Origin of the sequence: Nocardia sp. PE-7 (assembly GCF_030486425.1) — a bacterium.
In the GTDB taxonomy this organism is placed as follows: Bacteria; Actinomycetota; Actinomycetes; order Mycobacteriales; family Mycobacteriaceae; genus Nocardia; species Nocardia salmonicida_A.
Genome location: NZ_CP129614.1, coordinates 590,482 through 602,771, shown reverse-complemented (window position 1 = coordinate 602,771; position 12,290 = coordinate 590,482). Strand labels below are relative to the sequence as shown.

Below are 12,290 nucleotides of genomic sequence, written 5' to 3'. Positions count from 1 at the left end.
CATGTCCTGCGTCACTCACTACAGCGCCTGCCCTGCCTTGTTGGTCTGCTTGGCGTTTTCGGCATCGGTGTTGGAGTAGGCAATCGACGAGGCGCCGATCGCGTCGCCGATCGCCGTGGTAGCCGAGCTCCAGTTGTTCAGCCACGCGATCGCGACATCGAGGCCTGCTGTGACGGTCTTCCCCTCGGCGGCGTAGTTCTTCCCCGCATCACCCGAGCCGAACTTGTTGTCGGAGATGCGTTTCACGGTGTCCTTGACCGCACCGCCCGACATCTTCAAATCGTTGCCCAACTGCCCGAGTTCACCCGTCTGCACGCCCAGCGTGTTCGAGTACCCCATAGCGTCCCCTCCGTTCCGGATCCCGTTGCCGTCCCCCAGCGTCCCGGAAGACTCCCTGTCTTCTTGGACGCGCCAAGACCCGGATCGGTTCCACGATCACACGACGAATGCCGCTGTGCTCGGATTCGATCACAGCGACACCCTCGTGCGCTACTTCTCCAGGTTCCCCTGATCCGTCCTCCGCCACTCCGACGTGCCGTCGGGATGACGGTGGTACTCCCAGGCGGCGTAGTCACCGTCCTCCTCCACGACGGTGACGTGGTCGGCCAGCCCGTCGTGGTCGTAGTCGGACCAGATGCTGGTCGAGTCGGCGTCGCCGGTGGAGAGGGAATCGACGACGCCGTCGTGGTCGAGGTCGAGGGATGGGTTGTTCAGTTCTACGGGGCCGAGGCCGCCCAGTGACGAGTGGGCGTCGATGTCGGGTAGGCCGAGGCCGGGGAACTCACCCGAGGTGACCATGACTGCTCCTCCAACGGAAAACTCGCGGATGACGACGTGGCGGGGTTGCCACCATCTTGTCATCCGCGAGCGGGCGCCGGGAGGTTCGGGGCTACTTGTTCGGGATGAGGATCCACATCGCCAGGTAGATCAGGAACTGTGGGCCGGGCAGCAGGCAGGAGACGACGAAGACCAGGCGGACGACATTGGGGTTCCAGCCGTAGCGTTCGGCGAGGCCACCGCAGACGCCTGCGATCCACTTGTTGCTGGTCGAGCGGGTGATGCGGCGGGCGGGGGCGGTCATGATGTTGCCTTCCTGTGGAGCGGTGATATCTCCACTGTGCCTACCGAACACCCCCACCCGCATCGGTCCACAGACCTATCCGCACCCTGATTTCGACAGGCCCCGACCTCAGGGTCAGACCCCGAGACGGGCACAATTGTCGAGGTGAGCACGACATTGCACGCCAGCGGCCTGTCCGCGGGGCACGCCGAACGGACCCTGTTCGCCGACCTCGATTTCACTCTCGCCCCCGGCGATGTGATCGGGCTGGTCGGGGTGAACGGCGCGGGCAAGTCGACGCTGCTGCGGATGCTGGCCGAGCGCGAGCCGGGCGAGGGCACCATCGCGTTGAGCCCGCCCGACGCGACCGTCGGCTATCTGACGCAGGAACCGGAGCGTATCGAGGGCGAGACGGTGCTCGAATTCCTCTCGCGCCGAACCGGAGTCGCGCACGCCCAGCAGGTGATGGACGCGGCGGCCGAACGCCTCGGCGACGGCGGCGACGACGACTACTCACCCGCGTTGGAACATTGGCTGGCATTGGGCGGCGCGGATCTCGATCAGCGCGCCGAAGAGGTCGCCGCGGATCTGGGGCTGACCAACGGCCTGGCCAGTGGCCTCGACACCCCGATGACGGGCCTGTCCGGCGGTCAGGCGGCCCGGGCGGGTCTGGCCTCGGTGTTGTTGTCGCGCTTCGACATCCTGCTGCTCGACGAGCCCACCAACGACCTCGATCTCGACGGCCTCGACCGGCTGGAACGGTTCGTCACCGGCGTGCGGGTACCGCTCATGGTGATCAGCCACGATCGAGAGTTCTTGGCGCGCGCCGTCAACAGCGTCCTCGAACTCGATCTGGCCCAGCAGCAAACAGGCTTCTACGACGGCGGCTACGACGCCTACCTCGCCGAACGCGAGATCGCCCGCAAGCATGCCCGCGAGGCCTACGACGAATTCGCCGACACCAAAGCAGGTTTGGAGTCGCGCGCGCAGATGCAGCGCAATTGGCTCGAGCACGGTGTGCGCAATGCCCGCCGCAAGGGCAAGAACGACTCCGACAAGATGGGCCGCAAAACCCGCGCGGAATCCACCGAGAAGCAGGCCGCCAAAGCCCGCCAGACCCAGCGCCGCATCGAGCGACTCGACGTGGTCGACGAACCGCGCAAGGAATGGGAACTGCGGATGGAGATCGCCGCCGCGCCCCGCAGCGGCGCGGTGGTCGCGACGGCCAACAACGCCACCCTCGCGCGCGGCGAGTTCACCCTCGGCCCGATCACCACCCAGATCGATTGGGCCGACCGGATCGTGCTCACCGGCGCCAACGGGTCGGGCAAGTCGACCCTGCTCGGACTCCTGCTCGGCAAGATCGCACCCGATTCCGGTTCCGCCGCACTGGGTTCCGGGGTCGAGATCGGCGAGGTCGACCAGGCCCGTGGGTTGTTCCGTGGCGGCGACGCGCTAGCCGACACCTTCGCCGCGGCGATGCCCGACTGGCCCGACGCCGAGGTCCGCACGCTACTGGCCAAGTTCGGCCTGCGCGGGCCGCACGTGACCCGCGCCTGCGACACTCTGTCCCCCGGCGAACGCACCCGCGCGGCACTGGCCCTACTCCAGGCACGCGGGGTGAACCTGCTCGTCCTCGACGAGCCGACCAACCACCTCGACCTGCCCGCCATCGAACAGCTCGAGCAGGCGGTCGAGTCCTTCACCGGCACGTTGATTCTGGTCACGCATGATCGCCGGATGCTGGATTCTGTTCGCGCGACCCGTCGTTGGCATATGTCCGGTGGGCTACTCACCGAGGAATAGGCACATGGACTACGCATTGGGCATCGATACCCGCATCACGCTGCTCGTCACCGGAGTGATCTTCCTGAGCGCCCTGTTGCTCGGGATCTGGAAATACCACGGCATCCGCATCGCGGGCGCGGCGCACGTCTATGTCGACATCGCCCATCGCGCCGCGCTGATGTACGCCTTCGCGGGGATCCTGCTGGCGGTGTTCACCGAGCTCAGCGCCTGGCCGACGATCGTCAACCTGACCGCCGACCTGGTCGTGCTCGCGTTCTTCGTCGGCGCGATCGCCAGCTACGCCCTGCACGGGCTGCGCCGTGACACCACCAACCAGTTCGGCGGGCAGATCCCCGCCGAACTACGGCTGGCGATGTACGGGCTGATCGTGGGCGAGATCGGCGGTTTCCTGGTGCTGTTCAGTGGGTTCGTCGTCGGGCAGTTCTAGAACGACCGCACCACAGCCGGTGCGGCGGCACCGAACAGGTCGATATCGGAACCGAGCTTGGCCCCGATCAGCCCGGCACCACAGGTGACGCCGAGCACGGCGACCACCGCGATGAACGATCGTGAGCGTGGCACCCGTGGCGCCGCGAACGGGCGCGTACTCGCGGCCTGCTCATACTCGAACTGGCCGTAGCCCTCGTCGCGGATCGGGACCGTAGGCGAATAACCCTGCGGCACTTCGCGGCATCCCGGTCGCCCACAGGCCCCACCACAGCGGTGCGGCTGATCGACTTCGCCGTACTCGTACGGGTACTGGTCTTGATAGTTGCGGGCAGGTGGCGGCGGAACCATCATCGGCCCCCTTCGAATCATGCTGCGCGCCACAGTAACCGCCTGCGCCGAGCAGCACACACGCGCCACGGCACACAGGTCCTTACGGCGAATCTCGATACTAGTTGCCGCGCACCGGACCCGCCAGGCGACTAGACGGCAGCGACCCGTTTCGCTAGATCATCGGCCAGCTGACGCGCCTGTGCCGGATCGGTGGCCTCCACCATCACCCGCACCAACTGCTCGGTCCCGCTGGGTCGCAACAGGATCCTGCCGGTTTCCCCGAGGATCCGCTCCGCCTCGGCGACGGCCTCCCGCACCTCGGGAGCAGCCGCGACGGCGGCCTTGTCGGACACCGCGACGTTCACCAGCACCTGCGGCACCGTGGTCATCACCGAGGCCAGCGCGGCCAACGTGGTCTCGGTCTGCGCCATCCGCGCCATCAATCGCAGGCCGGTGAGCACCCCGTCACCGGTGGTGCCGAACCGCGGGAACACCACATGGCCGGACTGTTCCCCACCCAGGCTGAACCCGCCGCGCCGCAGTTCCTCCAGTACGTACCGGTCGCCGACGGCGGCGGTGATCACGGTGATCTCGGCAGCGCGCATCGCGATGTGCAGACCGAGGTTGCTCATCACGGTCGCGACCAGTGTGTTGTCGACCAACTCGCCCGCGTCGCGCATCGCCAGCGCGAGCACGGCCATGATCGCGTCACCGTCGACGGTCTCGCCCGCCGCATCCACCGCGAGGCAACGATCGGCGTCGCCGTCGAGCGCGATGCCGAGGTCGGCGCCATGTTTCAGGACCGCGGCCCGCACATTGTCCAGATGCGTCGAGCCGCAACCATCATTGATGTTGAGCCCGTTGGGTTCGGCGTTGATCGCGATCACCGTCGCGCCCGCCTCCCGGTACACCTGCGGCGCCACCTCGGCGGCGGCACCGTGGGCGCAGTCGACAACGACGGTGAGCCCGGACAGATCCTGCCCGGTGGATTCGAGCAGATGCTCGACATAGCGTTCGTGCGTGCCCTCGACGGAGTAGTCGCCGCGCACCCGGCCGATGCCCGCGCCGGTCGGGCGCACGGTGACGCCTTCGGCGATCAGGGCTTCGATCCGCGCCTCGATGACGTCGTCGAGCTTGTGCCCGCCCGCCGCGAAGATCTTGATGCCGTTGTCGGGCATGGGATTGTGCGAGGCGGAGATCATCACGCCGAAGCACGCGTCGTACAGGCCGGTCAGATAGGCCACGGCCGGGGTGGGCAGCACGCCCACCGAGAGGACGTCGACGCCGACGGAGGTCAGGCCCGCGGTCACCGCGGCCTCGAGCATCTCGCCGCTGGCGCGGGGGTCGCGACCGAGCACCGCGACCGGACGCTTCTTGCCGCGCGAGAGCACCTGTGCTGCCGCGGCGGCGACGCGCATCGCCAGTTCCGGGGTCAGCGACTCGTTGGCGAGCCCACGAACACCGTCTGTGCCGAACAGCCGTCCCATAAAACCCTCTACCTGTAGTAGTCCCCGAATACAGCACGAGAGCAGGCGACCAGCCGTGCTGGAAGCCTGCTCTCGCACACGTGCTCCGCCGACCGTACCGTCTCAACCAAAGTAAGCGAAGACGGTGGTCGACAGTGCGTAAATCAGCGCTTCGAGTACTGCGGCGCCTTACGGGCCTTCTTCAGGCCGTACTTCTTACGCTCGGTGGCACGCGGGTCACGCGTCAGGAAGCCGGCACGCTTGAGGGCGGGACGGTCGTCCGGGGTGACCACGATCAGCGCGCGGGCGATAGCCAGACGCAGGGCGCCTGCCTGACCCGACGGGCCGCCACCGACCAGGCGAGCGAAGATGTCGAAGTTCTCGACACGCTCGACCAGAACCAGCGGGGACTTCACGAGCTGCTGGTGCACCTTGTTCGGGAAGTAATCCTCGATGGTGCGGCCGTTGAGCTCGAAGTTGCCCGAACCGGGCACCATGCGAACGCGAACAACGGCTTCCTTACGACGGCCGACGGTCTGCACCGGGCGGTCGAGGCCGAGCGGCTCGAAAGCCAGCTCTTCTTCGACGTATTCGCCTTCGGCGTAGCCTTCGCCGTCTTCGACGATCTCGACTACGACCTCATCGGTGGCGTCGAACTCTTCGGCTGCGAACTCTTCAGGAGCGGTCACTGGGCCACCTGCTTGATCTCGAACGGAACCGGCTGCTGCGCGGCGTGGGGGTGGTTCGGGCCTGCGTAGACCTTCAGCTTGCCCGCGATCGCGTTACCCAGCTTGTTCTTCGGGATCATGCCCTTGACGGCCTTCTCCACGAGACGATCGGGACGGGTCGCCAACACCTCGCCGACAGTGCGCGACTTGAGGCCGCCCGGGTGTCCGCTGTGGTGGTGGATGAGCTTGTCGTTCTTCTTGTTGCCGGAGATGGCAACCTTTTCCGCGTTGATGATGATGACGAAGTCGCCACCATCGACGTGGGGTGCGTAGGTCGGCTTGCCCTTGCCGCGCAGCAGGCCAGCGGCCTGCACGGCGAGACGGCCGAGGACTACGTCAGTGGCGTCGATGACGTACCACTTGCGGGTGACGTCACCCGCCTTGGGGCTGTACGTAGGCACAGTCGTTCCCTGTCTGTCGTCGGTGTTGCCGGCCCTGATGTGTGGATCGAGGCTGTCCTGGCGGCCGGTGGAGACCCAGGACATCGAGGAGACGTCGACCCGCGAACGGTTCGACGTTCCACACGCCAACCGGCAACGATACCAGCCACGCATCACCGACCCACAATCGGGCGATGCTGATCACCGGCGATCATCGACGGTGCGGCTAGATCACTACCGGCGGTCCCGGATCGGTCGCCCGCGCCGGGCCCGGAATGAGGTAACGCAGGGTGTCGATGCCCGGGGTGACGCAGGCGTGGTCGTCGACGAGCACGCCGCGCGCGGTCGCGATGCCCTCACGCGGGACCGTGTTCGTGTACGGCGTGAAGGCGCAGCTCGCCGGTTCGGCGGCGGTGGCGACGGCGGGATCGGGCTGGAATGCGACCAGCGCCAACGCGCCGACCACGGCCGGTGCGCCGAAGAAGCCCTTCTTCACCTTGCCGAGCAGTTTGCCGCGGCGGTCGTCGTCGTCGGAGTCGTCGTGTTCGAGCGCGTGCCGGGGTGCGCTGGAGGAAGGACGCGGCGGTTGCGCGGCGGGCGGACCGGCGACGAACCCGGCCGGACCCGGTGGCTGGGCCGTGGGCGGCGCAGTGGGTTGCGCACCCCACCCGACCTGGGCGGCGACTGCCTGACCGGGATGCCCCGAGTCCGGATAGTCGTCCTCCTCGTCGTCGAGTTCGGGCTCGGTCACCAGCAGATGCGCGGCGCCGAGAACCAGCGCGTGCATCGGATGGTCGGCCACGTGCAGACGCTGGCCGAGATGGTTCTGGAAGGCGAACCGCAGGGCGTCGTTGAAGCAGACATTGCCCGCCAGCAACACCGTCGAGGTGTCGGCGCCGATCGAACGGGCCGCGGCCATCGCCTCGATCACCACGTTGTCGGCCGTGCGGGCATCGCGCAGCGCCTCGGCGGTGACCGCCACCTCCGTCGATTCGGTCGGCTGCTCGTCGTCGCCGTGCACCGCGACCACCAGCAGCGCTCGCCCGTCGGAGTAGATCCCGGTGGCGCCGATGCCGGTGCGATGCCGCTCGCTGGGCGGGGAGACCAGGCCGAGCGCACGCACATACCCGGAGAGCGCGACGCTTTCCGGCAGCGGTTCCACGACCACGTCGAGCTGCTCGACGAGCGCCGCGTACACCTCGACCTTCTCCTCGGGCCAGCTGTCCGGATACGGCAGCGCCACCAACTGAGGCTTGCCCTGCAGGTATTTGCCGATCGCCGCGAGCGGGTTGTAGAGCCGGGCCCGGAACACGAGCTCGGCAGGCCAGGTGGCGCCGGCGATCACGATCTGCGGGTGACCGAGGATGTCGCGCACATCGGCGATCGCCATCCCCAGATCCGGTCGCTGCCGGTCGACGCCGGCGGTGTGCAACCTGCCCGCGGCATCGGCGAGCAGGTAGGCGGGCGGGGTATAGGTGCCCTCGACCTGTACCGGCCGGACCGGGGTCGCGCCGCCACCCGCGGCCACGGACACCACGTCCCACCCCAGATGTAGGGCCCCAACTCGAACGGTCACAGGCTCAAGTGTGCCCGGTCGGCGACAGACACGCGCAGCTTGCCCACCGAAACGGTTCTGACCTGCCGGATCATGCTGTGCACATCGAGGCATGCTCGGGCGCCCTGCGTGGTGACGCGAGCTGCCGCCTCCGGGCGCTGACCGCTCATGCCTGTGACTTCTTCAGTCGCAGTCTGCTCCAGGTGAACAGCGCGAGGATCGAGGTGATCACGATGAGCATCACGATGTCGAGAATCCAGATCCCGACCGAATGGGTCCACAATCCGTCCTCCTGCGTGCCGAGGACCAGCTCCTTCAAGTCCACCGTCGACGCGCCCGCCGCGTAACCCCAGCGCGAGGGGAACAGGTACGACACCTGCTCGAGGCCGACGCGATCGGTCACCGGGATCAGGCCACCGGCCATCACCAGCTGCACCATGATCATCACCACGAGCATCGGCATGACCTGCTCGTTGGACTTGGCCAGGCTCGACATCAACAGGCCGAACACCACACAGCACACCGCCGTCATCGCGATGTCGAAATACAGTTCCACGCTGCCGTTCGGGATCAGCGAACCCTCGCCCGGCGGCTTCTTGCCGACGAAGGTGATGCCGATCAGCACCGCCGACTGCAGGAACGCGGTCACGCTGAACACCACGATCTTGGCCATCAGATACGCCGACGGCAGCAGGCCGACGGCGCGTTCCCGCAGGAAGATCGACCGTTCGCCGACCAGGTCACGCACCGTGAGCGTGGCGCCCATGAAGCACGCGCCGAGAATGAGCACCACCAGCAACTGCTGTGCCTCACCGCCGCTGGCGCGCCCGAACGACCCGTCCGGCAGCTGCACAAGGGGCGCCGCGGTGAACCCGTCACTACCCGGCACCACCAGCGACAACGCACCGAGGATGAACGGCAACACCACCAGGAAGGCCAAATATCCGCGATCGGCGAAGATCAGCCGCAACTGTCTTCGGATCAGCGTCGAGAACTGACGCACGCCGTTCGACTGAGGCGGAGCGCCCACGTTGCCGCGGTTCGGTTGAGCAGGCGGCGGTGGCGGCACATACGCCTGCCTGGACCGATACTTCGCGAAAGCCTGATCGGGGTTGGCCGCGACCTCGGCGAAGATCTCCGCCCAGTCGCTGGTCCCCATCGCCGCACCGACGCCACCCGGATGACCGGCGAAAGCCGTCTTCCCACCGGGAGCCAGCAGCACCACCTGGTCGCACATGTCCAGGCAGGCGACCGAGTGCGTCACCACGATCACCACGCGACCGGCGTCGGCCAGCTCGCGCAGCATCTGCATGACCTGTCGATCCAGCGCCGGGTCGAGGCCCGAGGTCGGCTCGTCGAGGATCAGCAGCGACGGACCGGTGAGCAACTCCATCGCCACCGACGCGCGCTTGCGCTGACCACCGGACAGTCGGTCGACCCTGGTATCGGCATGCTGGGTGAGCGAAAGCTCTTGCAGCACACCGTCGATCACCTTCTGCCGATCGTTCTTGGTGGTATCGGGCGGCAGCCGCAGTTCGGCGGCGAAGCCGAGCGCCTGACGAACGGTGAGCTGACGGTGCAGCACGTCGTCCTGGGGCACCATGCCGATGCGCGAACGCAGCGCCTCGTACTCGGCGTGCAGGTTGCGCCCCTCGAAGGTCACCACACCGCCGGAGGGCTGGGTGTTGCCCGCGATCAGCTTCGACAGCGTCGACTTGCCCGCGCCCGACGGCCCGATCAGCGCGGTCAACGTCCCGCGCCCCGCCGTCATGTTCACATCGACGAGCAGTTGTTTGTTGTTCTCGACCGTGAACCCGACTCCGTGCACCGAAAGGCCCTGCTCGGCGACCGGCTTCTGCCGATGCGCCAACGCGCCCTGGGTGACGACGAAGTCGATATTGCCGATGGTGACGATGTCGCGCTCGTGCAGCACCGAGCGCTGCTGACGGTGCCCGTTGACGAAGGTGCCGTTGGCCGAACCGAGGTCCTCGATCACCAGGCCCTCGGGCGAGGACAACAGCTTCGCGTGTGCGCGCGAGGCCAGCGGATCGTTCACCACGATCTGGTTGTCCGAGGTGCGGCCGATACTCAGGCCGCCGGGCGGAATCCGGTCCCCTCGCGCGACCGGTTCGGTCGAGGCCGCTTTGCGGACCGGCGGCAGCATCGATGAATCGGCACGGCGGGTCATATTGATGTTGTCCTGCGGCTGCGCGGGCAGCTGCGAGGTGGGCACGTATTGCGGTTGCTGTTGTTGCGGGCGCGACGGCGGCTGGAAGCCGGGATGCGGCTGTTGCGGACGCGGCTGCTGGTGGTGAGGTTGCTGGTGATGCGGCTGGTGCTGTGGTTGTGAAGGCGGCGCGACCATGGTCGCCGCGTGGCGCGCCCCAGGCGCCGCGGGGACCAGGTGCAGCAGCGGCCCGGTGATGGCGTCACCCAGGCGTACCTGGGTGGGTCGGTCGATCGAGACGGGCTGGTTGAGCCTGCGCGCGTCGACGAAGACGCCGTTGGTACTGCCGTTGTCGGCGAGTACCCACGCGCCGTTGCTGAATCGAAGAGTGGCGTGCACACGAGAGACGAGCGGACTGTCCACGAACAGGGTGACCTCGGGCGCACGGCCCATGGTGATCTGCTGGCTCGCTTCGAAGACTCGTTCGGTTCCATCATGGCGCACGGTGATGGTCTGCGCCCCCGGTGAAGACATGGAGCGGATACTATGCCATCGCCCGGACATCGGCGGTGCCCCCGAGACGGCTTTGCGCCCGATCCGGCGATCGACCTGCACGTGTATCCGGCCGACCAGGGGGACGTATGCCGAAAGCCCAAGTGTTCGTTGCGATCTCTGTCGTGCTATACGCGCTGATGGGTGTCGGCTGCACGCGGGCGATCGAAGGGCACGGCGTCTCCATCTACGACGACCCGTTCCAGGTGGCGGGATTGCCGACCACCGGAGGGCCGAACGGGCCACGCACCGGGGTCGCCGATTCGCCCCTCACCGCCACCAATGGCGACGGCGGCGACATGGACAAGTTGGCGCTCAACGCGATCGACGACATCCAGTCCTACTGGCAGGCCGGCTTCGGCACCGAGTTCCCCGGTGAGACCTTCGACCCGGTCGAGAAGCTGATTTCCTGGAACGCGCGCGCCGCCCGCAGCCAGGCGATCGAGTTCTGCAAGGAAACCACCTACCACCTGGTCAATGCCGCCTACTGCCGCAGCGACAACTCCATCGGCTGGGACCGCGAGATGCTGCTGCCCACCATGAGCGAGACCTTCGGCACGATGTCGGTGGTGATGGTGCTCGCCCACGAATACGGCCACGCCATCCAGACCATGGCCAAGATGGTCACCAAGAAGACCCCGGTCCTGGTGAAGGAGCAGCAGGCCGACTGCTTCGCGGGCGCCTTCATGCGCCACGTCGCGGAAGGCAAGTCGAACCACTTCACGATCAACACCTCCGACGGCCTGAACTCCGTGCTGGCCGCGACTGTTTCGATTCGCGACTCCGATCCCGACGACCCGGAGAGCGTGCACGGTTCGGCCTTCGAACGGGTCACCGCCGTGCAGATCGGGTTCACCGACGGACCGCGCGGGTGCAAGGGCATCGACTCCGAGGAGATCGACCAGCGCCGCGGCAATCTCCCGCAAAGCTACGGGGGCGAATCCGGTGAACAGGAAGTATCGAAATCGAGCTTGATCGAATTGAGCAAGGCTCTCGCATCGATCATGCCCACCAAACCGAATCCAGTGTTCAGCTACGGCGGCGCCGTCATCACCTGTAACAACGGAGTTTCCACCGAACCCGTGTCTTACTGCCCTTCGAGTAACACAATCGCGATCGACATTCCCGGCCTAGCCCAACGCAGCTCTCAATCAGGCGAGGAAGACGGCCCGTTGCCAGTAAAGGTCAGCGGCGACTACAACGCGTATATAGCGGTGATATCGAGGTACACGCTGGCAGTGCAGAAGAGTCAGGGCCAACCGCTCATCGGGGCAAAGACCGGACTCCGGGCCGCATGCCTTTCCGGTGCCGTTACCCGAGAACTTGCCCGTCCGGATCGCCCCGTTTCCGAGGGGGACATCATGTTGGCCGCAGGCGATCTGGACGAGGCCGTTTCCGGCCTCCTCACCGACGGGTTGGCAGCCAGCGACACCGAGGCGAAAACGGTGCCGAGTGGATTCGCCCGCATCGACGCGTTCCGCGCAGGCGTACTCGGCGGCCCCGCCCCGTGCTCAGCCAGGTACGAGTAGCAACAGCGGAGCAAACAGACAACCGTTGACACGACCATCGGCCGACCCTACTCTTGATTTCAGCCAAGATATGGGGGGAAAATGGCGAATATCAGAACTTTTTTGATCGCAGGACTGGCCGGACTCGCGTTGAGCGCTACAGTAATGGCGCCCGCGCAAGCAGTCGCACTGACATTCGACACACGCGAGAACTGCGTGCGATACCGCGACGAATATCGAAACGCGTATCCGAACGGGTATTGCGTACATCATTCTAAGCCGAACAGTGCGTATTACCCGCGATGG

At 66.7% G+C, this 12,290-nt stretch carries 13 protein-coding genes; 3 read left to right on the top strand and 10 right to left on the bottom strand.

The annotated features are described in order from the left end of the window. Positions 1-18: 18 nt before the first annotated feature. From QX204_RS02720 to QX204_RS02710, 3 genes are all read right to left on the bottom strand, one after another. Positions 19-339, bottom strand: coding sequence for a hypothetical protein (locus QX204_RS02720; RefSeq protein WP_301905026.1), 321 nt, complete (start codon positions 337-339; stop codon positions 19-21). Between the two features lie 150 nt (positions 340-489). Continuing rightward, positions 490-798 carry a DUF6802 family protein gene (locus tag QX204_RS02715; RefSeq protein WP_301905025.1) on the bottom strand — a complete coding sequence of 103 codons (309 nt, stop codon included), beginning with the start codon at positions 796-798 and terminating at the stop codon, positions 490-492. Between the two features lie 91 nt (positions 799-889). Beyond that, positions 890-1,081, bottom strand: coding sequence for a PspC domain-containing protein (locus QX204_RS02710; protein WP_056819227.1), 192 nt, complete (start codon positions 1,079-1,081; stop codon positions 890-892). 144 nt (positions 1,082-1,225) lie between these two features. Here QX204_RS02710 and QX204_RS02705 point away from each other — a divergent pair, with 144 nt between their 5' ends. Continuing rightward, a complete protein-coding gene (locus tag QX204_RS02705; protein ID WP_301905024.1) occupies positions 1,226-2,866 on the top strand; it encodes an ABC-F family ATP-binding cassette domain-containing protein in 1,641 nt (546 codons plus the stop codon). 4 nt (positions 2,867-2,870) lie between these two features. Further along, complete coding sequence (locus tag QX204_RS02700; RefSeq protein ID WP_301905023.1) at positions 2,871-3,296, top strand: hypothetical protein; 426 nt, start codon at positions 2,871-2,873, stop codon at positions 3,294-3,296. On the opposite strand, the gene QX204_RS02695 is transcribed toward QX204_RS02700, so the two are convergent. From QX204_RS02695 to QX204_RS02665, 7 genes are all read right to left on the bottom strand, one after another. Next, the gene (locus QX204_RS02695; RefSeq protein WP_301905022.1) at positions 3,293-3,649 is read right to left on the bottom strand and encodes a hypothetical protein; all 357 of its coding nucleotides are present in this window, start codon (positions 3,647-3,649) and stop codon (positions 3,293-3,295) included. The two genes, QX204_RS02700 and QX204_RS02695, sit on opposite strands and share 4 nt — an antisense overlap. 128 nt (positions 3,650-3,777) lie before the next feature. Continuing rightward, positions 3,778-5,115 carry a phosphoglucosamine mutase gene (glmM, locus tag QX204_RS02690; protein WP_301905021.1) on the bottom strand — a complete coding sequence of 446 codons (1,338 nt, stop codon included), beginning with the start codon at positions 5,113-5,115 and terminating at the stop codon, positions 3,778-3,780. A 143-nt stretch (positions 5,116-5,258) separates the two neighbouring features. Continuing rightward, positions 5,259-5,783, bottom strand: a complete 525-nt coding sequence (gene rpsI, locus QX204_RS02685; RefSeq protein WP_082844303.1) for a 30S ribosomal protein S9 — start codon at positions 5,781-5,783, stop codon at positions 5,259-5,261. After that, a complete protein-coding gene (gene rplM / locus QX204_RS02680; protein ID WP_101468214.1) occupies positions 5,780-6,223 on the bottom strand; it encodes a 50S ribosomal protein L13 in 444 nt (147 codons plus the stop codon). The genes rpsI and rplM overlap by 4 nt, the downstream gene beginning before the upstream one ends. 205 nt (positions 6,224-6,428) lie before the next feature. Next, the gene (locus tag QX204_RS02675; RefSeq protein ID WP_301905020.1) at positions 6,429-7,778 is read right to left on the bottom strand and encodes a hypothetical protein; all 1,350 of its coding nucleotides are present in this window, start codon (positions 7,776-7,778) and stop codon (positions 6,429-6,431) included. Further along, positions 7,775-7,927: a hypothetical protein gene (locus QX204_RS02670; RefSeq protein ID WP_301905019.1), complete on the bottom strand. Its 153-nt coding sequence runs from the start codon at positions 7,925-7,927 to the stop codon at positions 7,775-7,777. The genes QX204_RS02675 and QX204_RS02670 overlap by 4 nt, the downstream gene beginning before the upstream one ends. Next, complete coding sequence (locus tag QX204_RS02665) at positions 7,924-10,458, bottom strand: ATP-binding cassette domain-containing protein (RefSeq protein ID WP_301905018.1); 2,535 nt, start codon at positions 10,456-10,458, stop codon at positions 7,924-7,926. The genes QX204_RS02670 and QX204_RS02665 overlap by 4 nt, the downstream gene beginning before the upstream one ends. Before the next feature lie 143 nt (positions 10,459-10,601). Here QX204_RS02665 and QX204_RS02660 point away from each other — a divergent pair, with 143 nt between their 5' ends. Continuing rightward, a complete protein-coding gene (locus tag QX204_RS02660) occupies positions 10,602-12,005 on the top strand; it encodes a neutral zinc metallopeptidase (RefSeq protein WP_367620154.1) in 1,404 nt (467 codons plus the stop codon). Positions 12,006-12,290: the final 285 nt, after the last annotated feature.

Bases quoted from the DNA above. Each gene is read 5' to 3' on its own strand.
- QX204_RS02700 (WP_301905023.1), top strand. From the start codon at position 2,871: ATGGACTACGCATTGGGCATCGATACCCGCATCACGCTGCTCGTCACC.
- QX204_RS02695 (WP_301905022.1), bottom strand. From the start codon at position 3,649: ATGATGGTTCCGCCGCCACCTGCCCGCAACTATCAAGACCAGTACCCG.
- glmM (WP_301905021.1), bottom strand. From the start codon at position 5,115: ATGGGACGGCTGTTCGGCACAGACGGTGTTCGTGGGCTCGCCAACGAG.
- QX204_RS02720 (WP_301905026.1), bottom strand. From the start codon at position 339: ATGGGGTACTCGAACACGCTGGGCGTGCAGACGGGTGAACTCGGGCAG.
- QX204_RS02715 (WP_301905025.1), bottom strand. From the start codon at position 798: ATGGTCACCTCGGGTGAGTTCCCCGGCCTCGGCCTACCCGACATCGAC.
- QX204_RS02665 (WP_301905018.1), bottom strand. From the start codon at position 10,458: ATGTCTTCACCGGGGGCGCAGACCATCACCGTGCGCCATGATGGAACC.
- QX204_RS02710 (WP_056819227.1), bottom strand. From the start codon at position 1,081: ATGACCGCCCCCGCCCGCCGCATCACCCGCTCGACCAGCAACAAGTGG.
- QX204_RS02670 (WP_301905019.1), bottom strand. From the start codon at position 7,927: ATGAGCGGTCAGCGCCCGGAGGCGGCAGCTCGCGTCACCACGCAGGGC.